This is a genomic window from Bradyrhizobium sp. TM233, assembly GCF_036247965.1.
Lineage (GTDB): Bacteria > Pseudomonadota > Alphaproteobacteria > Rhizobiales > Xanthobacteraceae > Bradyrhizobium > Bradyrhizobium ottawaense.
The window spans coordinates 259,539-282,226 of sequence record NZ_BTIG01000007.1; the positions used below are offsets into that span (position 1 = coordinate 259,539).

The window sequence follows — 22,688 nt, forward strand, 5'->3', positions numbered from 1 at the left end:
CGTCATCGCTCCCGTGCCAGTCTGGGATCGAGCAGGTCGCGCAATCCGTCACCGAGAAGATTGAGGCCGAGCACCGCGATCGCGATCGCAGCGCCCGGATAGACCGCGAGCATCGGCGACTGGAACAGCAGCGTCTGCGCATCGTTCAGCATCCGTCCCCAGGACGGCTGCGGCGGCTGCGTGCCCAGGCCAAGATAGGACAGCGCGGCTTCGGCGAGGATCGCGAGCGCGAACTGGATGGTGACCTGCACGATCAGGATCGACAGAATATTCGGCAGCACGTGCTCGATGGTGATGCGGAAGGCACCCTTGCCCGCGGCGCGCGCGGCCAGCACGAATTCGCGCGCCCAGATCGCGTTGGCCGAGCCGCGCGTCAGCCGGGTCAGCGTCGGGATCTGGAAGATGCCGATCGCGACGATCGAGGTCACCATCCCCGGCCCCACCACCGCGGCGAGCATGATCGCGGAGAGCACCGCCGGAAAGGCGAAGGTGAAGTCGGAGAAGCGCATGATGATCTCTTCGGTCCAGCCGCGCCGGGCCGAGGCGACCAGTCCGAGCGTAACGCCGAAGCTGAGACCGATGCTGACGGCGATGACGCCGACCATGATGGTGGAGCGGGCGCCGGCGAGCAGCAGCGAGACGATGTCGCGGCCGAAGGAATCGGTGCCGAGCCAGTGCGCTGCCGAAGGCGGTCGCAGCTTCGAGGCGATGTCGATCTCGTAGGGCGACCACGGCGTCCACACCAGCGAGAGCAGCGCCGAGGCGAGCACCAGAAGGCTCAGCGAGCCACCGAGCACGAAACTGCGATGGCGCAGCGCGCGGCCCCAGAAGGTCTTGGCCGGCACGCGGCGCGCCGCGACCGGCGCGTCAATTGGAGTGGTCAGGGGCGCGCTCACAGGTCGTGGACCTTGATGCGGGGATCGATGAAGGCATAGAGCACGTCGACCACGAAATTGACGATGACGACCATGGTCGCCAGCAGCATCACGCAATTGCGCACCACGATCAGGTCGCGGTTGGCGATCGACTGGAAGATCAGCCGGCCGAGGCCCGGCAGATAGAACACGTTCTCGATCACGATGGTGCCGGCGAGTAGATTGGCGAATTGCAGCCCCATGACCGTCATGACGGGGATCATCGCATTGCGCAGCACGTGGCTCCACAGCACCTCGCGCTTGCCGAGCCCCTTCGCGCGGGCGGTGCGGACGAAGTCCTCGCGCAGCACTTCGAGGACGGCCGAGCGCGTCACACGCGCGAGGATCGCAGCCTGCACCACCGCGAGCGAGATCGCCGGCAGCAGCAGCGACTTGACGCCGAGCCAGATGCCTTCTTCCCAGCCGGAGAATCCCCCCGCCGAGAGCCATTGCAGCCGTACCGAGAACAGGAGAACCAGCAGTATCGCGAACCAGAAATTCGGCAACGCGATGCCGACCTGCGTCAGCGACATCACGCCGACGTCGCCGAGCTTGTTGTGGTTGGCGGCGGTGTAGATGCCGGCCGAGAGCGCCAGCGTCACCGTGATCGTCATGGCCATGATCGCGAGCGGAACGGTCAGCACCAGCCGCTCCGCGATCAGGCTGGCGACCGACGTGCCGTAGACATAGGAGTTGCCGAGATCGCCGACGAGGAGGCCCTTGATCCATTGCAGATAGCGAACCGCCAGCGGCTGGTCGAGCCCGAGCTTGACGGTGAGCGCACGCACCGCGTCTGGCGAGGCATCGGCGCCCATCAGCATCTGCGCGGCATTGCCGGGAAGCGCATCGAGCACCAGGAAAATGATCAGGGATGCGCCGACCAGCGTCGCCAGCAAGGTCAACAGACGTCGGAGGACAAATACGCTCATGCGCGCTCGGCTTCAGGGCTCAGCTGCGGCACGATCAACATGTCCGGGCGGCTGAGGCAAGCCTTTTGCTGCATACCCATCTTCTCAAGCCGGCCAGCGGGACAGAAGGTCGCTTGAAGCCTCGAACAGTGCGCTGACGCGCAGCAATTCCGCATCGGCACGGAAGCGGCCGACGAGCTGAAGCCCGATCGGCAGGCCGTCGCGGCCAAAGCCGCTGGGCAAGCTGACGGCGGGATGGCCGGTCATGTTGAACGGCATGGTCCAGGGGAACCAATGCGGCCGGACGCTGTCGAAATGCGCCCCGTCGATCTCGATGGTGCCGAACAGATCCTGCTTGATCGGCAGCGCGGTGCGCGTCAGCGTCGGCATCGCCAGAAAGTGCCCGCGCGCAAGCAGCGATTGCACGCGGCGGAACAGCGCGGTGCGCGCGAACATCGCCTCCTGATAGTCGACGCCGCTGACCTCGGTGGCGAGCGCGAGCTGCTTGAGGAAGGCCTCGCTCAGCTCGTCCTTGTGCTCGGCTGCGAGTTTTGCAAAGCGCGTGCGCCAGACCGTGTGGTTGATGGCGCGCCAGATCGGCTCGATATCGAAACCGTCGCTAGAGAATTCCTCGAGCTCGGCGCCGAGCCCCGCCAGCCGGTCGAGGCTCGCTCGGAAATTGGCTGCCACTTCGGCGGACACCGGACGGCTTGGCGGCGTCAGGCAGTACAGGATCCGCTGCCCGCGCAGATCGTCGCGCCGGGCGGCCGTGCCGATGAAATCGGGCACGGGAACGCCGATCGACCAGGGGTCGCAGGCATCCTCGCCTGCCATCGCCTGCATCATCAACGCGGTGTCGGCGACGGTGCGGGTGGTCGGCGTGACATAGGTCTGGTTGCCGAACACATCCAGCGCCTGGCTGTGCGGGATCACGCCGTTGCTCTGCTTCAAGCCCACCACGCCGTTGCAGGCGGCGGGAATTCGTGTCGAGCCGCCGCCGTCGGTCGCGATCGCCAGCGGCGCGATGCCGCTGGCCACGGCGACGGCCGCGCCCCCGCTGGAGCCGCCGGAGGACCGGCACGCATCCCAGGCATTGCGGGTGCGGCCGAACAGGGGTGAATCGGTCAGGCACTTGCTGCCGAATTCCGGCGTCGTGGTCTTGCCGATCAGGATCGCGCCTTCACTGCGCAGCCGCGCCACCGCGACGGCATCCTCGTTCGGCACATTGTCCTTGTAGGGAACGGCGCCGAAGGTGGTCTTGACGCCCTTGGTGTTGACGATGTCCTTGACGGTGACGGGGATGCCGTGGAGCAGGCCGAGCGGCTCGCCGGCCATCATCCTGCGCTCGGCGACGCGCGCCTGCGCCATCGCCTCGTCGCCACACAGTGTGATGAAACAGTTCAACTCGGGCTGGAGCGCCTCGGCGCGCGCGAGCACGGCACTGACGATCTCGACGGGGGAAATCCGCTTTTCGGCGATGAGGCCGCGCAGCTCGGTTGCGGACAGCAGACAGGGATCGCCGTTCATCGTCACATCACGCTCCGAAGCGGGCCGCCGTTGGCCCAAAGCATTGACAGCGAGAATGACAGTTTTGTTAACTCGCCGTCCAATACGATTTTGGTCGCCAACCCATACGTTTTCGGTATGCCAATGGATCTTCGCCGGCTCCGCTATTTCGTCGCCGTCGCCGAAGCGCGCAGCGTCGGCAAGGCCGCCGAGCGGCTGCGGATGGCGCAGCCGCCGCTCTCGGTCCAGATCCGCAAGCTGGAGGCCGAAATCGGCGCGCCGCTGTTCCGCCGCGGCACGCGCGGCATGGACCTGACCGAGGCGGGCCAGGCCCTGCTTGCGCGCGCCGGGGAGGCGCTGGCGCTGGCCGCCGACGGCGTCGAAGCCGCACGCGCCGTCGCGGCCGGACGGCGTGGGCGGCTCTCGGTCGGATACATGTTCGTGCTGGCGAATGCCATGCTGCCGCGCCTGATCCCGGAGCTGCGGCGGTCCATTCCCGGCGTCGACCTCGACTTCGCCGAGCTCAGCGCCTCGACGCGCGAGGCCCGGCTGCTCGACCGCAGCGTCACGGTCGCCCTGTGCATGCCGGCGATCCACCATCCCGAGGTCCAGGTGGCGCGGATCGGCGCGCAACCCTTCATGCTGGCGATGCCGATCCGCTCGCCGCTCGCGCGCCTGAGCTCGGTGCCGATGGAGAGGCTGCACGGCCGCCCGCTGATCGCGTTGCCGCCGCCGGAGCAAGATCCCGCCTCCTCCGCGGTCGCAGCCCTGCTGCGACGACATCAGATCGTGATGCCGATCGCGAGCCGGGTGGAGACCGTGCATTCGGCGATGAGCCTGGTTCTCGCCGGCGAAGGTCTTGCGATCGTGCCGGCCTGCGCCCAGCTCGGCGCGCCACGCGGTATCGTGTTCAGGCCGCTGCGCGATGCGGCCGATTCCATCGACATCGCGGTGTGCTGGCGGAGGGACTCCCACAGCCCGCTGATCTCCAGGTTTCTCAAATGCGCCGAGAAGGCGGTCGTGCGGCTGTGACGCGGCGCCGGGCTACAAGCTCCATGTGATCTCACGACTCCAGGGCGGATCGGCGCCCGGGCGGGTGCAGGTCAGGCCGGCGCAATTGGCGGCAAAGGACAGCGCCCGGCGGAGCTCGTCGACATTGATGTCCTTCAGTGCTTTCCGGGCAATGCGCCCCTGCTTGTGCAGGGCAAAGAGCAGCGCCGCCTGAAAACTGTCGCCCGCGCCGATCGTGTCGGCGACTTCGACCTTGGGCGCGGCGACCTCGATCTGACCTGCCGCCGTGTGCCACGCGACGGCGCCGTTGTCGCCGCGAGTGATGACGACGAGGCTCGTGCCCTGCCCGAGCAGCGCGCTCGCCCGCCGCTCGTAAGGCTCGTCGCCGAAGAGATAGGCGAAGTCGACGTCGGACATCTTGATGAGATCGGCGTGGCCAGCGAACTCGGCCATGCGCGCCAGATAAGCCGGCTTGTCCTTGACCAGATTGGGCCGGCAATTCGGATCGAAGGAGATCGTCGATGACGCCCGCGCGTCCGCGATCAGCGCCGTCGTCTCCGCCGCGCCCTGGTCGTTGACGAGCGTGGTCGAGCCGACATGAACGGCTTCCACATTCGCGAACGGAATCGTCCCGCGCCGGTAGGTCCAGTTCCGCGTCGCGGTTCCGGCGTCATAGAAGGCGTAATGCGACTCGCCCGCGACGATGCGGACGAAAGCGAGCGTGGTCTGGTGATCGCTGCGGGTGGCGAGATTGAGGTCGACGTTGGAGGCCGCCGCATGATCTGCGATCATCCGCCCGAACAGATCGGTCGAGATGCCGCCGACGAATCCAGTGGGTGCGCCCAGCCGGGCCATGCCGATCGCGACGTTGAGACAGGAGCCGCCGACGGCCGGCATCACCGCCTCGCGTCCTTGCCCATTTCGCGTCGGCACGAAATCGATCAGCGCATCGCCGCAGGCAATCAACATGTCCTTCAACCTCTCGCGATGTCGGCCATCGCCGCGCGGCTGCCGCGATCGACGTCGCGCAGGAGCTTATAGACCTCGCGCTTGCGGGTGTGAAACGCGGCCATGTCGGACGCGGTCGGCTCGCTCTTCCGTCCCAGCGCCGACATCTTTGCCATGGTCTCGCCGATCGAGGCATAGGCGCCGCCGGCCACCGCCCCCAGCATCGCCGCCCCCAGCAGCACCGGCTCCCTGGTCTGCGGCAGCGCGACGGTAAGACCGGTGGTGTCGGCCATGATCTGCCGCACCAGCGGGCTGCGGCTCGCACCGCCCCCCATGATCATGATGCTGGAGCGAACGCCATGCGCGGCAAAAGCCTCGATCACCTCGGCGAGCCCATAAGCGAGCCCGCACAGGCCGGCCACGAACAGCCGCTCCATCGCGGCGATGTCGGTGTCGAGATCGAGGCCCGCGATCACCGCGCGCGTATCAGGGTCGGCGTAGGGCGAGCGGTTGCCGATGAATTCGGGGAGAACATGAATGTCGCGGGCGAGCAGCGCGGCACGGCTGGCGCTGCCTGCGCGCGCGATGATGCGGCGCTCGAGGAAGTCGATGAGGTCGAGGCCCTCGCTGCGTGCCGCCGCGCTCGCCTGGGTATGGCCCGGATGCGACTTGAGGAGATGGTCGATCGCCGCGCCCGCGGCCGACTGGCCGCCTTCGTTGAGCCAGAAGTCCGGGACCATCCCGGAGTAATAAGGCCCCCACACGCCCGGGACGAAGCACGGCTCCTTCGTCGTCGCCATGATGCAGGCCGACGTTCCCATGATGTAGGCGAGACGGTCGCCGACATCGGTCGCCCCGCCCGATCCGTCGCGGCCGCCGATCGCGCCGATGCCGCCGGCATGGGCATCGATCAGCGAGGCCCCGACCGGTATGCCCGGCGACAGGCCGAGCTCGGCAGCAGCTATGCGGGTGAGCCCCGCACCGAGCCGCGTGCCGGGGGCGACAATCTCGGTGCCGATGCGGGCATATCTTTCGGCGACGAAGTCAGACAGGCCGATGCGCTTGAAGAATTGCGCGCTCCAGCCGCCGCCATCATGGGCAAGATAGTTCCATTTGCAGGTGACGGTGCAGGTCGAGCGCTGGAGCGAGCCGGTCGCGCGCCAGGTCAGATAGTCCGCGAGATCGAAGAAGTGGCCAGCGGCATCAAAACTCGCGCGCAGATGCCGCTTCAGCCATAATAGCTTCGGCATCTCCATCTCGGGCGAGATCGAGCCACCGACATAGCGCAGCACGGCGTCCTCGGTCTCGTTGATCAGCCGCGCCTCGGCGATGGCGCGATGATCCATCCAGACGATGACATTGCGCTGCTGGTCGCCGGATGTGCTGACCGTGAGCGGTTCGCCCTGCCTGTCGAGGACAACCAGCGAACAGGTCGCGTCAAAGCCGATGCCGCCGACGCTGTCGGGCGCGATGGCGGCTTCCGCCATCGCGGCCCGCACCGATGTCGCGCAGGCGTCCCAGATGTCTTGGGACGATTGCTCGACGATATCGCCGGCCTCGTGCCAGATCCGGATCGGATGCCGGGCGGTGGCCAAAAGCGTGCCGGCCTCGTCAAACACTCCGGCCCGCGTGCTCGTGGTCCCCACGTCGACGCCGATATACGCTCGCGGCATTGTCGCTCCCGGTCGCTTTCCGTCAACTTTGACGGTGAGCCTACCAGCAAGTATAGCCGCCATCCACCAGCACGATGCTGCCGGTCATCAGGCTCGCGGCCTCCGACGAGAGGAACAGCACGACCGAGGCGATCTCCTCAACCTGCCCCATCCGCGCCATCGGGGTTCCGCCGATCCAGGCGTCGTACATTTTGGCGTTGCTCTTCACGAAAGCGTTGAGCGGCGTCTCGATATAGGTCGGCGCCACCGCATTGACGCGGATGCCGCGCGCGCCCCATTCGGCGGCCAGCGATTTGGTCAAATGATGCACCGCCGCCTTGGAGGCGTTGTAAAAGCACTGCTCCTGCGGCTTGTTGACGATGAAGCCGGACATCGAGCCGACATTGACGATGGCGCCGCTCTTCGCCTTCAGCATGTGCTTGCCGAACTCGCGGCAGCACCAGAAGGTGCCGTTGAGATTGACGTCGATGACGTTGAGCCAGTGCTCGTCGGTCACGGTCTCCGCCGGGGTTTCGCTGCGGGCGATGCCGGCATTGTTGACGAGGATGTCGACCTTGCCGTGGCGGGCGACGAGGTCGTTCGCGACCTCCGCCACGCGTTTGGTGTCGGTCACGTCCATGATCGCGGTCTCGACGTCAAAGCCCTTCGCCTTCAGGCTGGCCTTGGCGCTGTCGGCGACCTTGCTGTCGCGGTCGCCGATGATGACCCTGGCGCCAGCTTCAGCCAGCGCTTCCGCGCAGCCCAGGCCGATGCCCTGCCCGCCGCCGGTGATGAACGCGGTCTTGCCGTTCAGCTTGAATTTTTCCAGGTACATGGTGGTCTTTCCGTCTCTTGCCGTTTTCTTGTCAGTTCCGAAGCGCGTTGCCGCTCGCGTCGAAGCGGTGAATGCGCGCGGGGTCCGGCACCAGCGACACGTGGTCGCCGGCATGCAGGCTCAATTCGCCGATATAGCGTGCGGTCAGCATCCCGAGCGGGCCGGCATCGACATAGAGGAAGGTGTCGCTGCCAAGATGCTCGGCCACCGCTATGGTCCCCTGCCAGCCTCCGGTGCCATCGCGCTCGATCTTGAGGTGCTCCGGCCGGACGCCGATGGTGGCCGCACCACGTTGCAATGCGAGCTCGCCGGTGACGAAATTCATCTTGGGCGAACCTATGAATCCGGCGACGAACAGATTGGCCGGCCGCTCGTAGAGCTCCAGCGGCGACCCATATTGCTCGATCTTGCCGCCGTTCAGCACGACGATCTTGTCGGCCATGGTCATGGCCTCGACCTGGTCATGGGTGACGTAGATCGCGGTGGTGCCGAGCTGCTTCTGTAGCCGCGTGACCTCGATCCGCATCTGCACGCGCAGCGCCGCATCGAGGTTGGACAGCGGCTCGTCGAACAGGAACGCCTTGGGCTCACGCACGATGGCGCGGCCGATCGCGACACGCTGGCGCTGGCCGCCGGAGAGCTCGCGCGGCTTGCGATCGAGATAGGGCGTGAGGTTCAGCGTCGCGGCGGCGGCCTCAACCTTGCGGTTGATCTCGTCTTTGGCAAGCCCCGCCATTTTCAGGCCGAAACCGATATTGCCGCGCACGCTCATATGCGGATACAGCGCGTAGGACTGGAACACCATCGAGAGACCGCGCTTGGCGGGCGGCGTATCGACGACGTTCTTGCCGTCGATCAGGATCTTGCCACCAGAGACGTCTTCGAGCCCGGCGATCAGCCGCAAGAGCGTGGTCTTGCCGCAGCCGGACGGACCGACAAACACCACGAAGGAGCCATCGGCAATCTCGAGGTCGGCGCCCTTGATGATGTGCACGGGGCCGAAGGATTTCTGCACGTCCTGAAGTGTGATCTGACCCATGATCCGGCAGCCCCTTTACTTCACCGCGCCGAAGGTGAGCCCGCGCACGAGCTGCTTCTGGCTGAACCAACCGAGGACGAGAATAGGCGCGATCGCCAGCGTCGAGGCCGCCGACAGCTTTGCCCAGAACAGCCCTTCCGGGCTCGAATAGGAGGCGATGAACGTGGTCAGGGGCGCCGCGTTCGACGTCGACAGGTTGAGGGTCCAGAACGCCTCGTTCCAGGCGAGGATCAGATTGAGCAGCATGGTGGAAGCCAGCCCCGGGATCGCCATCGGCGTCAGCACGTAGACCAGCTCGCGGCCGATGGTGGCGCCGTCCATGCGCGCGGCTTCAAGGATGTCGCGGGGAATCTCCTTGAAATAGGTGAACAGCATCCAGATGACGATCGGCAGATTGCCGAGGCACAGGATGAAGACGAGGCCGATGCGGGAATCGAGCAGACCGAAGGTCTTGTAGATCAGGTAGATCGGCACCAAGACGCCGACCGGCGGCATCATCTTGGTCGAGAGCATCCAGAGCAGGATGTCCTTGGTGCGCTTGGTCGGCGAGAACGCCATCGACCAGGCCGCGGGGATCGCGATCAGCAGCGCGATCAGCGTCGAGCCGCCGGCGATGATGATCGAGTTCATGGCGTGGTGGAGATAGTCGCTGCGCTCCTGCACGGTCGCGTAGTTTTCGGTGGTCCAGTGGAAGAACAGGAAGGACGGCGGGATGGCGAAGGCCTCGAGCTCGGTCTTGAAGCTCGCCAGCACCATCCACAGGATCGGGAAGAAGATCAGGAAGCCGAACAGCCAGGCCACCGCCGTCGATATCACCACCCGCCGCGTCGTCGCCATCCGTGCCATGCTTCAAGCCTCCAGATTGCGGCCGACGATGCGGACGAGGAAGAAGGCGACGACGTTGGCGATCACCACCGCGACGAGGCCGCCCGCGGAGGCGCTGCCGACGTCGAACTGGATCAGCGCCTGCGAATAGATCAGGAAAGCGATGTTGGTGGTCGACAGTCCCGGGCCACCGCCCGTGGTGACATAAATTTCCGCAAAGACCGTGAGCAGGAAGATCGTCTCGATCAGGATCACCACGGTGATGGGCCGCGCCAAGTGCGGCAGCGTGATGTAGATGAAGGTCGAGACCGCGCTGGCGCCGTCCATTTCGGCGGCCTCCTTCTGCTCCTCGTCGAGCGACTGCAGCGCGGTGAGCAGGATCAGCGTCGCGAACGGGAGCCATTGCCACGTCACGATCAGGATGATGGCAAACAGCGGCAAATCGTTGAACCAGTCGATCGGCGTCAGATGGAATAGCGAGGCGAGCCAGGCGAACAGGCCGGACACCGGGTGCATCAACAGATTCTTCCAGACCAGCGCGCTCACCGTCGGCATCACGAAGAACGGCGCGATCACCATCAGCCGCACGAAATTGCGACCGATCACCGGCTGGTCCATCAGCAGTGCCAGCGGAATGCCGAGCAGGATCGTCAGCGCCAGCACCGAGCCGACCAGCACCAGCGTATTCCGAAGCGAGGCCAGAAAGGCGGGATCGGTGAGGAAGTAGCGGAAGTTCTCCAGCCCGACGAACGCCTCGGAGCCGGGATCGAGCAGGCTGTAATGCAGCGTCGAGAAATAGATCGTCAGCGCCAGCGGAACGATCATCCAGATGAACAACAGCCCGACCGCCGGCGTCAGGAGCGAGCGCGCAAGGAACTGCGTCTGCCGGGTTGCCATCAACGCTTCTCCGCTGGCGGGAAGAAGGCGGCCATCCATGACGCTGGATGGCCGCCAGTCTGAGCTCAGGAGGAAGAGCTCGGGTTCACTTGATGTAGCCGGCGCGCTTCATCTCGCGCTCGGTCGCGGACTGCGCGGCGGTGAGCGCAGCGTCGACCGTCATCGAGCCCGCAAGCGCGGCGGAGAATTGCTGGCCGACCTGAGTGCCGATGCCCTGGAATTCGGGGATCGCGGCGTATTGCACACCGACATAAGGCACCGGCTTCACCGTCGGCTTGTTCGGATCGGCGGCGTCTATCGAGGCCAGCGTCAATTTAGCGAACGGGGCGACCTTCAGATATTCAGGGTTCTGGTAGAGCGAGGTGCGCGTGCCCGGCGGCACGTTGGCCCAGCCCTCTTTCGACGCGACGAGCTTGGTGTAGTCCTTGCTGGTCGCCCAGGCGATGAACTTCTCGGCGGCTTCCATCTTCTTGGAGCCGGCGGGGATCGCGAGATTCCAGGCCCACAGCCAGTTGGCGTTCTTGCCGAGCCCGGTGTTGGGCGCGAGCGCGAAACCGACCTTGTCGGCGACCTTGGAATCCTTCGGATTGGTGACGAAGGACGCCGCCACCGTGGCGTCGATCCACATCGCGCATTTGCCGGCATTGAACAGCGCCAGATTCTCGTTGAAGCCGTTGGAGCTTGCGCCGGGAGGGCCGGCTTCCTTCATCAGATTGACATAGGTCGTCAGCGTCGTCTTCCATTCCGGCGTGTTGAACTGCGGCTCCCATTTCTCATCGAACCAGCGCGCGCCGTAGGAATTGGCCATGGCGGAGAGAAACGCCATGTTCTCACCCCAGCCGGCCTTGCCGCGCAGGCAAATGCCGTAGGTGCCGGCGCTCTTGTCGGTGAGCTTCTTGGCGGCATCGACCACGAAATCCCAGGTCGGCTTCTCCGGCATCTTCAGGCCGGCCTTGTCGAACAAATCGGTGCGATACATCACCATCGAGCTCTCGCCATAGAACGGCGCGGCATAGAGCTTGCCGTCGGCGGTGACCGCGTCCTTGATCCTGGGCAGGAGGTCGGCGACGTCGTAGTCGGCGCCGAGATTGGTGAGCGGCACCAGCCAGCCCTTCTTGGCCCAGATCGGCACCTCATAGGTGCCGATGGTGAGCACGTCGAACTGACCGCCCTTGGTGGCGATGTCGGTGGTGACGCGCTGACGCAGCACGTTCTCCTCCAACGTCACCCACTTCACGGCGATATCCGGGTACTTCTTGGTGAACTCAGCCGTCAGCCCCTGCATGCGGATCATGTCGCCATTGTTGACGGTGGCGATCGTCAGGGTCGTTTCGGCCATCGCGGGGACGGCCAACAACAGAACAGACGCGCCGCAGACGGCGCCCAAGACATGTTTCACGGTGACCTCCCTCAAACTCGCGTTTTGAGCATATGCCCACGCGTTGGGCGTATGTTCAACTGAGGGATGGTGCTTGTCAAGCAGGCGCGCGGACGTTTGCGCAACTTATGAGTGCTGCGGTGCGGGAGGGGTGGGAGGTCGTGCGGTGCAGAAGCGACGGGAGTTGTTCAGATCGAGCGCCGCGGCTTGCTTCACCTCTCCCGCAAGCGGGAGAGGGAGCCGTGTCCCTTTGCCGCGCGAAGCTCGCCTCAGCGCTCCAGAATCGCCTGCGCGGTCGTCTCGTCGGTGATGAGGCCATTGATCAGGCCGCCGTTCAGCGCCGCCGCGATCGCCGGCACCTTGGCGGCACCGACCGCGGCGGCGATGGTCGTGGTCTTCGCCGGCACTTCCGGCGGGATGCTGGTGAGGCGCTTGTTGGTGCCGGCCTTGAGCAGGCGGCCCTTGGAATCATAGGCCCAGCCGGTGATCTCGCCGATGGCACCCAGCCGCATCATCTCGAACAATTCGTCGCGGGTGACGAAGCCGTCGACATGCACCTGCGCCTTCTGGTCCATCTGGCCGATGCCGACGAGGCGCAGATCAGCCTTGGCCGCGACCGCCTTCACTTTCGCGATCGGCTCGATGCGGACCATCTTGTTGCGCTCGTCCTCGGACGACATCAGGAACGGCAGCGGCATCGGATAGTGCCGCGCTCCCGTCCGGTCTGCGAGCCGGCCGACGGTGTCGTAAAAGCTCGCCGAACCGTCCGCGGAGATGGTGCCGACCAGCGAGACGATCTGATGATTGGGTCGGTCGATCGGGGTGACGCGTTCGACGGCAGCGCGCACCGCCCGGCCAGTGCCGAGCGCGACGATCACCGGCGTCTCCGAGCGCAGCGTCGCGTCGAGCAGATTGGCGCAGCGTTCGGCGATGCCTGCCGTGGCCTGCGGCGCCGCCGGATCGGCCGGCACCACCTCGCAATGAGCGAGGTCGAAACGCTCCTTCAGGCGCGCCGCAAGTTCCATGCAGGCGGCGATGGGATGTTCGAGCCGGAAGGTGATGAGGCGCTCGGCAAGGCACAGCGACACCAGCCGCTGCGCCGAGGCGCGCGAGACCTGCAGCATCTTTGCGATCTCGTCCTGGGTGTGACCCGCGATGAAATAGAGCCAGCCGGCGCGCGCGGCATCGTCGAGTCGCGACTTGTCGTTCTCGGCGGCCATGCGGGCCTCACGCCTCCCAGAAATCGCTCATGCGCGCGAAGACCCGGTCGGCCCCCGCCTCGGACAATATAGCCCGCCCATCGCGTCCGCGATAATGGCTGCCGCCGACAAATCCCCAGACGGTCATGCCGGCCGCCTTGCCGGCCTTGACGCCGCTGACGCTGTCCTCGATCACCAGCGTGCGCGCAGGTTGCACTCTCATCTTTTCTGCCGCGAGGAGAAAGAGGTCAGGCGCCGGCTTGCCATGCCGGACCATCTGCGCGGTGTAGAGCCGCTCGCCGAAATGCGCCCGCAGGCCTGTGACGTCGAGGGAGAGCGCGACGCGGTCGAGGTCGCTGGACGAGGCCACGCAAAACGGCACGGACAAGTCGGACATCACGCCGGCAATACCGGGAATCGGCTCAAGCGAAGCTGCGAACGTCGACAGCACTTGCGACTTCAGGCGCGGCAGAAAGCCGTCGGGCACGATCTGCCCGAGATCGCGATAATGCTGCTCGATCGCCTTGGTGCTGCGCCCGAGAAAGAGCTCGAGCGCCTGCTCCTGGCTGAGCGCGATGCCGAACTCGGCCAGCACCTCGGACAGGCATCGGCAGCTCAACAGCTCGCTGTCGACGAGCACGCCGTCGCAATCGAAGATGATCAGATCGGGTCTTGGCTGGCCACGGTCCATCCGGCCATACGATCATATACTCACTGTATGAGCAATAGCTCACCGGAGGACCGGGCGCCGCGGGGCGCGCCGGATGAGTGCGCGACCGGATTAGTGCGCGACCTGCCGGTAGATCGCCGGCAGCGCCGCGGGCAGCCGCTTGATGTTCCCGACGATGGCATAGCCGCCACGGCCGAACAGGGTCGGGAAATAGGATTGCGCGGTTGCGTCCACCGTGACGCCGAAGGCGGCGATGCCGAGCCGGCGAGCCTCCTGCACCGACTTGCGGGTGTCTTCGAGCGCGAAGCGGCCCTCGTAATGGTCGACGTCGTTCGGCTTGCCGTCGGTGAGGACGAGCAGCAGCTTCTTGCGCTGCGGCTGGCGGGCGAGCTCGGCCGCGGCGTGGCGCACCGCCGCGCCGATCCGCGTGTAATAGCCGGGCTTCAGCGCGCCGATGCGGCGCTCGACCGTCCCGCTCATCGGCTCGCCGAAGGCCTTGACCGTCTCGAGCCGCACCCAGGAGCGCCGGCGCGAGGTGAAGGTGAGGATGCTGTGGTGATCACCGCAGGCCGAAATCCCATGGGCGAGCGCCAGCAGCGCCTCCTTCTCGACGTCGAGCACGCGGTAGCCGTCGACCCAGGCATCCGTGGACAGCGAGACGTCGACGAGCAGCGTGACCGCGAGATCGTGCCCTTGCGGGCGCATCGCGACGTGGATGCGATCGAGACCGCTGCCCCCGCTGCCGGCGCGGAGATCGCACCGCGCACGTACCAGCGCGTCGAGATCGAGGTCGTGTCCGTCAGCCTGAGCGCGCATCAATTCATGGCGCGGCCGCAACACCTCGAAGCGGCGGCGCACCTGACGGATGTGCCGGCGCATGGCGTCGTCAGGCGTCCAGCTCTCACCGTGCTCGGAGGCCGCACCCGCCAGTACGCGGCAATGATCGGGCAGATAGGAGCCGCTGCGGTAATCCCATTCGGGATAGGTGAGGTCCGCGTTCAGCCGCGATGCATCGAGGGCCTCCGGCGGCAGGTCGAGGTCGAACTTGAACCGGCTCGCCGGCTTGCCGGTGCGGCGGCTGAGCGTGATCTCCTCGAGATCGTCGGCCGCCTTCTGCGCATCCTCGTCCTCGCTGTCATCGGCCGGACGGTCGACATTGACCATCTCGGCCATCGCGAGGATCTTCTCGAAGCGGTTGAGCACGAAAGGATCGCGGCGATTGGCATTGTCCTCGCGCTCGCGGACGGCAAAGCGCTTGCGATTGTCCTGGGCCTCGGGCTCGGCCCCCGGCGCGCACTCGTCCTCGCCGGCATGTGCGGGCGACAGCTCGCGCGTCCAGCAATCCCCCCAGAGCGGGCACGGCAGGATCGAATGATAGCCCGGCGGCGCCTTGTCCGGCAGCGGGCCCGTTCCCATCATCGCCGGCCACAGTCCGCCCGCAGGCGCCTTTCCGGCGCCGAGCAGGGCCAAAACGATCTGCTCGACCTCCTGCTCGATGCGCGGCAACGGGCGACGAGGCCGGGCCTCGGCCGTTGCTGCGGCGAGCTGGGCGTATTCGGCGACAAGCCCGGGGAATTGCGTGAGCACCCAGACCGCCGTCTCACTTGCCCGGCGCAACACCAGAAGGTCCCGCCGCAGCGGATCGGCTTCCGTGATCGCCTCGATCGGCGCGGCCGCGAACCACGCCGCAAGCCAACGATAGAGCGCCGCATTCAACGCGCGGTCGGGAAAGATCGAGATGCGATCGGGCAGGAAAATGGTCGCGGCATCGCGACCCGGCTGCTCGAGGCGCTCGTCTCCGAGGCCGATGCGCTGCCGCCAGCCGAGACGGTGCCCCGATTTTCGCGCGCCTGCGCTTGCAATCTGCACCCCGGTCTCGCCGCCGAGCGCGCGGAACATCACCGCGAGCCGCCCTCTCACCTCGGTCAGTGCAACGGCGTGATCATCGTGAACCGGATAGCTCGCGGTGCCGCCGACCATCCTGTGCCAGGCGCGGCCGACCGTCTCCTCCAGTTCGAGGAAGTCGAGCATGGGCGCGGCCTCACCCGATGACGGCGCGTGCGACGTCCAGCAGCGCAGCCTTCACGTCGGAATCGTCGGTCAGTGGCTCGATCATGCCGGCCAGCACGGCATCGGCAATCGGCGTGCCCGCGGCAATCAGGGTCGCGCAATAGACCACGAGCCGGGTCGAGACACCCTCCTCCAGATCGTGGCCCTTGAGCGCGCGCAGCCGGCCAGCCAGCCCCACCAGCGGCCGCACGCGCTCCGGCGACAGTCCGCTTTCGGCGGACACGACGGCGATCTCCTGCTCGGGCGGCAGGAAGCCGAATTCGATGGCGATGAAGCGTTGCCGCGTCGATGGCTTCAGCGCCTTCAGCAGCGTCTGGTAACCGGGGTTGTAAGAGACCACGAGCATGAAGCTGTTCGGCGCCACCAGCTCCTCACCGGTCCGCTCCAGCGGCAGGATGCGGCGGTCGTCGGTCAGAGGATGCAGCACCACGGTGACGTCCTTGCGGGCCTCCACGACCTCGTCGAGATAGCAGATGCCGCCCTCGCGCACGGCGCGCGTCAGCGGACCATCGGTCCACACGGTGTCGCCGCCCCTGAGCAGATAGCGGCCGGTGAGATCGGCGGCGGTGAGATCGTCATGACAGGCGACGGTATGAAGCGGCAGGCCCAGCCGCGCCGCCATATGCGCGACGAAGCGCGTCTTGCCGCAGCCGGTCGGCCCCTTGAGCAGAACCGGCAGACGCCGTCGCCAGGCATGCTCGAAAAGCTCGCATTCGTTTCCGGATGGAACATAGGCCGGCAGCTCGGGCGCCGAGGTCACCGTGTGAAGGGCAGCTTTCATGATGTCTCTCCGGATTTTCCAGGAAGCAGGCGGCCGCAGCGAACCGCGGCCGCCCTTTCTCGTTTACTCGGCCGGCTGCAGCGCGGCGGGAATGGTCGCCTGCTTCTCGCGGCCCGGCACCAGCACGGCCCAGACGAACATCAGCGCGGAGATCGCGACGAACACACCGGAGCCGAGCCGGACCCAGTAGAACATCGCGAGCTGGTCCTGCACGTCCATGTAGCTCTGGCCGAGCACGCGCTGCAGGTGGACCTGGACCACGCCGGCAAAGGTCAGCGCGAAGGTCATGGTCATCATGGCCGTGCACATGATCCAGAAGCTCGTCATGGAGAGCCACTGATTGTAGGGCGCACGTCCCTTGATCTGCGGGATCGCATAGGCCATCACCGACAGGTTCAGCATCACATAGGCGCCGAAGAAGGCGAGATGGCCGTGCGCGGCGGTAACCTGCGTGCCGTGGGTGTAGTAGTTCACCGAGGACAGCGTGTGCAGGAAGCCCCAGACGCCGGCCCCTAGGAACGCCATCACCGAGCAGCCGACCGACCACAACAGCGCGGCACGGTTCGGATGCTTGCGGCCGGCCTTCCAGGTCATCTGCACGGTGAAGATCACCATGGTGAAGAACGGCGCAACCTCGAGCGTGGAGAACAGCGAGCCGATCCACTGCCAGTAACCGGGCGCGCCGATCCAGTAGAAATGGTGGCCGGTGCCGAGAATGCCCGAGAACAGGGCAAGGCCGATGATGACGTAGAGCCACTTCTCGACGACCTCACGATCGATGCCGTTGAGCTTGATCATGAGATAGGCGAGCACGGAGGCCATGATCAGCTCCCAGACGCCCTCGACCCAGAGATGGACGACGTACCACCAGTACATCTTGTCGACGGCAAGGTTCGCCGGGTTGTAGAAGGCGAACAGGAAGAAGATCGCAACGCCCCACAGGCCGAACAACAGGATGTTGGTGACCGTGGTCTTGCGGCCCTTCAGCGCCGTCATCGTGACGTTGAACAGGAACATCAGGCAGACGACGACGATGCCGACCTTGATGATGAAGGGCTGTTCGAGGAACTCGCGGCCCTCGTGGTAGTGGAAGAGATAGCCGACCACAGCGACGCCGGCTGCGCCGAAGAACATCCAGAACTGGATCTTCGCCAGCAGCGGGCTGTACAGCTCGGTCTCGGTCTCCTCCGGGAGCAGATAGTAGGTCGCGCCCATGAAGCCGATCAACGACCATACGATCAGCGCGTTGGTATGGATCATCCTGACAATGTTGAACGGCAGGATGACCGACAGGGTATTGGGCAGGACGTAGATGGTTCCGGCGAGCAGGCCAAACAGGACCTGGGCCAGGAACAAGGTCAGCGCGCCGTAGAAATACAGCATCGCGACTTTCTGGGTTTGGTACTTCATCTCGGGTTCTCTCTGTCTTGAAAGAGGAAAGCTGTGCTCAGCCGGCCTTGTTCGGCGGCCAGCTCTGACGCTTGATCGTGCTGGCCCATTGCAGGAAGTCGGCGAGATCGTTGAGTTCCTGGTCGGTCAGGTTGAACTGCGGCATCTGGCGGCGGCCCTCCGCGCCCGAGGGCTGCGACTGCATCCAGGCCTTCAGCGTCTCGCGCGCGGCGGCCGGATCCTCGTTGCCGCCCCAGCGATCCCAGACGTTGCCGACCTCGGGGGCGAAATAGGCGCCCTCGCCCAGCAGCGTGTGGCAATTGATGCAGGAGTTCTTCTCCCAGACATGCTTGCCGCGGGCGACCGACGACGTCAGCGTCTTCGCGTCCGTGGACGTTGTGGCCATGTAGTAATGGCTGTGCGCCGTCAGCCCTATGAAAATGGCGAAGAAGAAGGCCGAACCGCCGTAGAAGACATTTCGAGCGGCCGACTTGGTCAGGCGTTCAGCCATTGCCAATCCTTTCCGTTTGATTCCTGAGAAAGATGCGATCCTGCGATTTATTGCCGATCGCCTGGGATCACTCTTTGACGAAGCGCAAGCAGCGCGACGATGCGCAACCGCCAGTCAGATCAGGGCGACGACGGCGGATGCGAGCCAGGCAAACAGCACCACGATGAAGACCCAGGCGCTGACGATGCCGCGCCAAAGTGCCGGCGCTGAGCGAAGATCGAGGAAATCGAGCACGATACGTCGGCCCTTGAGAGCGGCGAACGTCAGCAGCAGGGCATTGGCGAACAAGGGGCGCGACACCAGCGGCGGGATCAGAATGGTCGCGAGCGCAAGGCCGATCAACACGATCCAGGTGATGTCGAGACGATCGGGAATCACGGGTGCACCAGATAGATGATGGGAAACATGACGATCCAGAGCAGATCGACCATGTGCCAGAAAGCGGTTCCGGTCTCGACGCCCGCCGCCCGGGCACCCCGGGAAACTACTGCCAGAATCACGATGCCGAGGCCGACATGCAGGAGGTGGAAGCCGGTGAGGAGGAAATACAGCGTGAAGAACGGGCTGGTCTCCAGGCCGTTTCCTAACGCGATCTCGCCGGCATATTCGAACAGCTTGACCGCGATGAAGACGCCGCCAAGGGCCATGGCGCCGAACAGCCAGCCGCGCGCACGCCGGCTTTCGCCCGCCCGTGCAGCTGCCGTTGCGCGCGCGGCGGCCCAGCCGCTGGTCACGAGCACGATGGTGTTGATTCCCGCCAGATGCGCATCAAGACTGGCCTGACCGGCCGCGAAGACCGCCGGGTGAAGCACACGCGCGATGACGAAAGCACCGAGGAACAGGCCGAAGGCGGCAAGCTCGCTGAAGATCAGCACCCAGATCATGGGATCGCCGGGAAGATCTTCCAGAATTCCCCAGCCGGTTCCCTGTTGTTCGCAATCCGTCGCCGACATCTGACTTCCGCATCAAGACGCCGGACAGATATCCCACCGGCGCGATTCCAACTTTGTCGCCGGACAAATAGTGCAACTGGCCAGAAGCGGGTTTGCGCTATCGCAACGTCCCGCCCGCGGCGCCGCCATAGGGTGGATGCATCCGGCGGTTCCGCAAAACGGCGAGCGATGCAATGAGCGATGCACAAATCGGGCTGATGACCGCGACCCCCATCATCATCGCGTTCGCCATCACGCTGCGGCGAATGGGAGTGCTGTCGACCGTGGCCACCGTATCGGCGGTGACCCTCTCCGTCGCGATCGCGGCGGTGCTGTTCACGACGCAAACACCGCTGCCGTAGCGCCGTTGCGGCTACCTGCGCTGGTTATACACGTCGATGCACACCGCTCCCAGCAGCACCAGGCCCTTGATCACCTGCTGATAGTCGATGCCGATGCCGAGGATGGACATGCCGTTGTTCATCACGCCCATGATCATGGCGCCGACCACGGCGCCGCCGACGCGCCCCACCCCGCCATAGGCCGAGGCGCCGCCGATGAAGCAGGCAGCGATGACGTCGAGCTCGAAACCCAATCCCGCCTTTGGCGTTGCGGTGTTGAGGCGCGCGGCGAAGACGAGGCCGGCAAGCGCGGCGAGCACACCCATGTTGACGAAGGTGAGGAAGGTCAACCGTTCCGTCTTGATGCCCGACAGTTTTGCGGCTTTCGCATTGCCGCCCACCGCGTAGACCTGCCGGCCGATCACGGTGCGCCGGGTGACGAAGCCATAGAGCGCTATCAACGCGGTCATGATGACCAGCACGTTCGGCAGGCCGCGATGCGAGGCGATCAGATAGGTGAAATAGAGCACGGCGCAGGCGAGCAGAACGCTCTTCCCCAGGAAGAACACGTAGGGCTCGACCTCGATGCCATGCGATTGCTCGCGCGAACGGCCCTTGGCACTGGCATAGACGAGCCCGAGCGCGAGCACGGCACCGATCAGCATGGAGGTCGGATGCAGCGTGCCGGCTTCGGGCAGCAGTTCCGGAATGAAGCCCGACGACAGCTTCTGGAAGGTCGCCGGGAACGGGCCGAGCGACTGCCCCTGCAGCACCGCGAGCGCGAGGCCCTTGAACACCAGCATGCCCGCCAGGGTCACAATGAAGGACGGAATGCCGAAGAAGGCCACCCAATAGCCCTGCGCCGCGCCGATCGCCGCCCCCAGCAACAGGCAGGCGATGAAGGCGAGCGTGTAATCGATCTTGTAGGTCACCATCAGCACGGCGGCGACCGCGCCGACGAAGCCGGCGACCGAGCCGACCGACAGGTCGATATGGCCGGTGACGATGACCAGCAGCATGCCGAGCGCCATGATGACGATGTAGCTGTTCTGCAGCACCAGGTTGGTCAGGTTGAGCGGCTGCAACAGCGTGCCGCCGGTCATGACCTGGAAGAACAGCATGATCGCGATCAACGACATCAGCATGCCGTAGTTGCGCAAATTGTTCTTGATGAAGCTGCCGTGCCGGCGCTCCTCGGGCAGCGATACCGTCTTGTCGGTCATGGCTGCATTCCTCCCATTTCCGCGGCCGCGGGCGCGGCGTTCCCAATGTTTCGTTCGTTGCGCATGATGGCGCGCATGATCTTTTCCTGCGTCGCGTCCGCACCCTTGAACTCGCCGACGAAGGCGCCGTCGTTCATGACGCAAATCCGGTCGCAGATGCCGAGCAGCTCGGGCATCTCCGAGGAGATCACCACGACGCCGCGGCCGGCTTCCGCCAGCTCGTTGATGATACAGTAAATCTCGTATTTGGCACCGACGTCGATGCCCCTTGTCGGCTCGTCCAGGATCAGCACCTTTGGGTCGGTCATCAGCCATTTCGACAGCACAACCTTCTGCTGGTTGCCGCCGGAGAGCTGGCCGGTCTCCTGGTAGACGTCGGAGCAGCGGATGCGCATGCGGGTGCGATAGTCGCTGGCGATCTTCAGCTCGGCGATGTCGTCGATCACGCGTTTGGGTGCAACCTGATCGAGGCTGGCGAGCGTGATGTTCTTGCGGACGTCGTCGGCCAGGATCAGGCCGAGCTGCTTGCGGTCCTCGGTGACGTAGGCAAGGCCGGCGTCGATCGCCGCCGCGACGCTCGGCAGCACCATGTCTCTGCCTTCGAGCCGGATGCTGCCGCTGATATTGCTGCCCCAGGAACGGCCGAACAGGCTCATGGCGAATTCAGTGCGGCCGGCGCCCATCAGTCCAGCAATGCCGACGACCTCGCCGCGCCTGACGCCGAAACTGACGTTCTTGATCACCTGCCGCTCGGGATGGATGGGGTGATAGACCGACCAGTTCGCGACGTCGAGCACAGGCTCGCCGATCCTCACGCTGCGCTCCGGGAAACGGTGAGCCATGTCGCGATTGACCATGCTGCGGATGATGCGGTCTTCCTGGATCGGCTCGGCGCGACAATCGATGCTGTCGACGGTGCGGCCGTCGCGGAGCACGGTGATGTGGTCGGCGACCTTGGCGACCTCGTTGAGCTTGTGCGAGATCAGGATCGAGCCGATGCCCTGCTCGCGGAACGCCATCAGGCGTTCGAGCAGCGCGGCGCTGTCGGCCTCGTTGAGGCTCGCGGTCGGCTCGTCCAGGATCAGCATCCGCACCCGCTTGGACAGCGCCTTCGCGATCTCGACAAGCTGCTGCTTGCCGACGCCGAGATCGGTGATCAGGGTGTCCGGGGATTCCTTCAGGCCGACCTGTGCCAGCAGCTCACGTGTACGACGGTAGACCTCGTCGCGGTCGATGACGCCGAGCTTCGACGGCGGATGCGACAGGAAGATGTTCTCGGCGATCGACATCAGCGGGATCAGCGCCAGCTCCTGGTGGATGATGATGATGCCGAGCGCCTCGGAATCGTTGATGTCGCGGAAGCGCCGCTCCTCACCGTCGAAGACGATGGTGCCCTCGTAGCTGCCATGCGGGTAGACCCCGCTCAGCACCTTCATCAGCGTCGACTTGCCGGCGCCGTTCTCGCCGACGAGCGCGTGGATCTGGCCGGCATGAACCGAGAAGTTGACGTCGCGCAGCGCCTGGACGCCTGCAAAACTCTTGCTGACGTTGCGCATCTCCAGCATGGCGGTCATGGCGTCGTGTCCTTGGAAACTTTCGTGAATCCCTCCGCCGTCATTCCGGGGCGATGCAAAGCATCGAACCGGAATCTCGAGGTTC

Annotated in this window: 22 protein-coding genes; 2 read left to right on the forward strand and 20 right to left on the reverse strand. The window is 65.4% G+C overall.

The window, feature by feature from the left end:
- Nucleotides 1–2: 2 nt before the first annotated feature.
- The 3 genes from AABA86_RS15870 to AABA86_RS15880 all read right to left on the reverse strand — a co-directional run bounded on the left by AABA86_RS15870 (nucleotide 3) and on the right by AABA86_RS15880 (nucleotide 3,349).
- Nucleotides 3–896 (reverse strand): ABC transporter permease, encoded by an 894-nt coding sequence (locus AABA86_RS15870; RefSeq protein WP_338307476.1) that lies wholly within the window; start codon nucleotides 894–896, stop codon nucleotides 3–5.
- Nucleotides 893–1,843 carry an ABC transporter permease gene (locus tag AABA86_RS15875; protein WP_028142417.1) on the reverse strand — a complete coding sequence of 317 codons (951 nt, stop codon included), beginning with the start codon at nucleotides 1,841–1,843 and terminating at the stop codon, nucleotides 893–895. The genes AABA86_RS15870 and AABA86_RS15875 overlap by 4 nt, the downstream gene beginning before the upstream one ends.
- An 84-nt stretch (nucleotides 1,844–1,927) precedes the next feature.
- Nucleotides 1,928–3,349, reverse strand: coding sequence for an amidase (locus tag AABA86_RS15880; RefSeq protein ID WP_338307727.1), 1,422 nt, complete (start codon nucleotides 3,347–3,349; stop codon nucleotides 1,928–1,930).
- Nucleotides 3,350–3,472: 123 nt separating this feature from the next.
- On the opposite strand from AABA86_RS15880, the gene AABA86_RS15885 reads away from it, so the two are divergent.
- Nucleotides 3,473–4,360 carry a LysR family transcriptional regulator gene (locus AABA86_RS15885; protein ID WP_338307477.1) on the forward strand — a complete coding sequence of 296 codons (888 nt, stop codon included), beginning with the start codon at nucleotides 3,473–3,475 and terminating at the stop codon, nucleotides 4,358–4,360.
- Nucleotides 4,361–4,372: 12 nt separating this feature from the next.
- On the opposite strand, the gene AABA86_RS15890 is transcribed toward AABA86_RS15885, so the two are convergent.
- From AABA86_RS15890 to AABA86_RS15960, 15 genes are all read right to left on the reverse strand, one after another.
- Nucleotides 4,373–5,308, reverse strand: coding sequence for a carbohydrate kinase family protein (locus AABA86_RS15890; protein ID WP_338307478.1), 936 nt, complete (start codon nucleotides 5,306–5,308; stop codon nucleotides 4,373–4,375).
- 5 nt (nucleotides 5,309–5,313) lie between these two features.
- The gene (locus AABA86_RS15895; protein ID WP_338307479.1) at nucleotides 5,314–6,960 is read right to left on the reverse strand and encodes an FGGY-family carbohydrate kinase; all 1,647 of its coding nucleotides are present in this window, start codon (nucleotides 6,958–6,960) and stop codon (nucleotides 5,314–5,316) included.
- 40 nt (nucleotides 6,961–7,000) lie between these two features.
- Nucleotides 7,001–7,774: an SDR family NAD(P)-dependent oxidoreductase gene (locus AABA86_RS15900; RefSeq protein ID WP_212248556.1), complete on the reverse strand. Its 774-nt coding sequence runs from the start codon at nucleotides 7,772–7,774 to the stop codon at nucleotides 7,001–7,003.
- A gap of 31 nt (nucleotides 7,775–7,805) precedes the next feature.
- Nucleotides 7,806–8,813, reverse strand: coding sequence for an ABC transporter ATP-binding protein (locus tag AABA86_RS15905; RefSeq protein ID WP_212248555.1), 1,008 nt, complete (start codon nucleotides 8,811–8,813; stop codon nucleotides 7,806–7,808).
- A 15-nt stretch (nucleotides 8,814–8,828) separates the two neighbouring features.
- Nucleotides 8,829–9,659, reverse strand: coding sequence for a carbohydrate ABC transporter permease (locus AABA86_RS15910; RefSeq protein ID WP_212248554.1), 831 nt, complete (start codon nucleotides 9,657–9,659; stop codon nucleotides 8,829–8,831).
- 3 nt (nucleotides 9,660–9,662) lie between these two features.
- Complete coding sequence (locus tag AABA86_RS15915) at nucleotides 9,663–10,535, reverse strand: carbohydrate ABC transporter permease (protein ID WP_338307480.1); 873 nt, start codon at nucleotides 10,533–10,535, stop codon at nucleotides 9,663–9,665.
- A gap of 85 nt (nucleotides 10,536–10,620) precedes the next feature.
- Nucleotides 10,621–11,934, reverse strand: coding sequence for an ABC transporter substrate-binding protein (locus tag AABA86_RS15920; protein WP_338307481.1), 1,314 nt, complete (start codon nucleotides 11,932–11,934; stop codon nucleotides 10,621–10,623).
- A 248-nt stretch (nucleotides 11,935–12,182) separates the two neighbouring features.
- Nucleotides 12,183–13,133, reverse strand: a complete 951-nt coding sequence (locus AABA86_RS15925) for a sugar-binding transcriptional regulator (protein ID WP_212248551.1) — start codon at nucleotides 13,131–13,133, stop codon at nucleotides 12,183–12,185.
- 7 nt (nucleotides 13,134–13,140) lie between these two features.
- Entirely contained in the window at nucleotides 13,141–13,803 is a 663-nt protein-coding gene (locus tag AABA86_RS15930; protein ID WP_095426497.1) for an HAD family hydrolase, read from the reverse strand.
- A gap of 90 nt (nucleotides 13,804–13,893) precedes the next feature.
- Nucleotides 13,894–15,813 (reverse strand): nitric oxide reductase activation protein NorD, encoded by a 1,920-nt coding sequence (locus tag AABA86_RS15935; protein ID WP_338307482.1) that lies wholly within the window; start codon nucleotides 15,811–15,813, stop codon nucleotides 13,894–13,896.
- Nucleotides 15,814–15,823: 10 nt separating this feature from the next.
- Complete coding sequence (locus AABA86_RS15940; RefSeq protein ID WP_095426495.1) at nucleotides 15,824–16,633, reverse strand: CbbQ/NirQ/NorQ/GpvN family protein; 810 nt, start codon at nucleotides 16,631–16,633, stop codon at nucleotides 15,824–15,826.
- 63 nt (nucleotides 16,634–16,696) lie between these two features.
- Nucleotides 16,697–18,043, reverse strand: coding sequence for a cbb3-type cytochrome c oxidase subunit I (locus AABA86_RS15945; RefSeq protein ID WP_212248548.1), 1,347 nt, complete (start codon nucleotides 18,041–18,043; stop codon nucleotides 16,697–16,699).
- 37 nt (nucleotides 18,044–18,080) lie between these two features.
- Entirely contained in the window at nucleotides 18,081–18,533 is a 453-nt protein-coding gene (locus AABA86_RS15950) for a c-type cytochrome (RefSeq protein ID WP_212248547.1), read from the reverse strand.
- 114 nt (nucleotides 18,534–18,647) lie between these two features.
- Complete coding sequence (locus AABA86_RS15955) at nucleotides 18,648–18,908, reverse strand: cytochrome C oxidase subunit IV family protein (RefSeq protein WP_212248682.1); 261 nt, start codon at nucleotides 18,906–18,908, stop codon at nucleotides 18,648–18,650.
- Nucleotides 18,908–19,486, reverse strand: a complete 579-nt coding sequence (locus AABA86_RS15960) for a cytochrome c oxidase subunit 3 family protein (protein ID WP_338307483.1) — start codon at nucleotides 19,484–19,486, stop codon at nucleotides 18,908–18,910. The genes AABA86_RS15955 and AABA86_RS15960 overlap by 1 nt, the downstream gene beginning before the upstream one ends.
- A 173-nt stretch (nucleotides 19,487–19,659) precedes the next feature.
- Between AABA86_RS15960 and AABA86_RS15965 the strand changes: the two genes are divergently transcribed.
- Nucleotides 19,660–19,827, forward strand: a complete 168-nt coding sequence (locus AABA86_RS15965) for a hypothetical protein (RefSeq protein WP_212248545.1) — start codon at nucleotides 19,660–19,662, stop codon at nucleotides 19,825–19,827.
- An 11-nt stretch (nucleotides 19,828–19,838) separates the two neighbouring features.
- Here the strand turns inward: AABA86_RS15965 and mmsB are convergent, their stop codons facing one another.
- Complete coding sequence (gene mmsB, locus AABA86_RS15970; protein WP_152103236.1) at nucleotides 19,839–21,029, reverse strand: multiple monosaccharide ABC transporter permease; 1,191 nt, start codon at nucleotides 21,027–21,029, stop codon at nucleotides 19,839–19,841.
- Nucleotides 21,026–22,603, reverse strand: coding sequence for a multiple monosaccharide ABC transporter ATP-binding protein (gene mmsA, locus AABA86_RS15975; RefSeq protein ID WP_338307484.1), 1,578 nt, complete (start codon nucleotides 22,601–22,603; stop codon nucleotides 21,026–21,028). The genes mmsB and mmsA overlap by 4 nt, the downstream gene beginning before the upstream one ends.
- Nucleotides 22,604–22,688: the final 85 nt, after the last annotated feature.

Bases quoted from the DNA above. Each gene is read 5' to 3' on its own strand.
- AABA86_RS15900 (WP_212248556.1), bottom strand. From the start codon at position 7,774: ATGTACCTGGAAAAATTCAAGCTGAACGGCAAGACCGCGTTCATCACC.
- mmsB (WP_152103236.1), bottom strand. From the start codon at position 21,029: ATGACCGACAAGACGGTATCGCTGCCCGAGGAGCGCCGGCACGGCAGC.
- AABA86_RS15895 (WP_338307479.1), bottom strand. From the start codon at position 6,960: ATGCCGCGAGCGTATATCGGCGTCGACGTGGGGACCACGAGCACGCGG.
- AABA86_RS15880 (WP_338307727.1), bottom strand. From the start codon at position 3,349: ATGAACGGCGATCCCTGTCTGCTGTCCGCAACCGAGCTGCGCGGCCTC.
- AABA86_RS15945 (WP_212248548.1), bottom strand. From the start codon at position 18,043: ATGAAGTACCAAACCCAGAAAGTCGCGATGCTGTATTTCTACGGCGCG.
- AABA86_RS15950 (WP_212248547.1), bottom strand. From the start codon at position 18,533: ATGGCTGAACGCCTGACCAAGTCGGCCGCTCGAAATGTCTTCTACGGC.
- AABA86_RS15925 (WP_212248551.1), bottom strand. From the start codon at position 13,133: ATGGCCGCCGAGAACGACAAGTCGCGACTCGACGATGCCGCGCGCGCC.
- mmsA (WP_338307484.1), bottom strand. From the start codon at position 22,603: ATGACCGCCATGCTGGAGATGCGCAACGTCAGCAAGAGTTTTGCAGGC.
- AABA86_RS15940 (WP_095426495.1), bottom strand. From the start codon at position 16,633: ATGAAAGCTGCCCTTCACACGGTGACCTCGGCGCCCGAGCTGCCGGCC.
- AABA86_RS15885 (WP_338307477.1), top strand. From the start codon at position 3,473: ATGGATCTTCGCCGGCTCCGCTATTTCGTCGCCGTCGCCGAAGCGCGC.
- AABA86_RS15935 (WP_338307482.1), bottom strand. From the start codon at position 15,813: ATGCTCGACTTCCTCGAACTGGAGGAGACGGTCGGCCGCGCCTGGCAC.
- AABA86_RS15910 (WP_212248554.1), bottom strand. From the start codon at position 9,659: ATGGCACGGATGGCGACGACGCGGCGGGTGGTGATATCGACGGCGGTG.
- AABA86_RS15915 (WP_338307480.1), bottom strand. From the start codon at position 10,535: ATGGCAACCCGGCAGACGCAGTTCCTTGCGCGCTCGCTCCTGACGCCG.
- AABA86_RS15930 (WP_095426497.1), bottom strand. From the start codon at position 13,803: ATGGACCGTGGCCAGCCAAGACCCGATCTGATCATCTTCGATTGCGAC.
- AABA86_RS15905 (WP_212248555.1), bottom strand. From the start codon at position 8,813: ATGGGTCAGATCACACTTCAGGACGTGCAGAAATCCTTCGGCCCCGTG.
- AABA86_RS15875 (WP_028142417.1), bottom strand. From the start codon at position 1,843: ATGAGCGTATTTGTCCTCCGACGTCTGTTGACCTTGCTGGCGACGCTG.
- AABA86_RS15960 (WP_338307483.1), bottom strand. From the start codon at position 19,486: ATGTCGGCGACGGATTGCGAACAACAGGGAACCGGCTGGGGAATTCTG.
- AABA86_RS15965 (WP_212248545.1), top strand. From the start codon at position 19,660: ATGAGCGATGCACAAATCGGGCTGATGACCGCGACCCCCATCATCATC.
- AABA86_RS15890 (WP_338307478.1), bottom strand. From the start codon at position 5,308: ATGTTGATTGCCTGCGGCGATGCGCTGATCGATTTCGTGCCGACGCGA.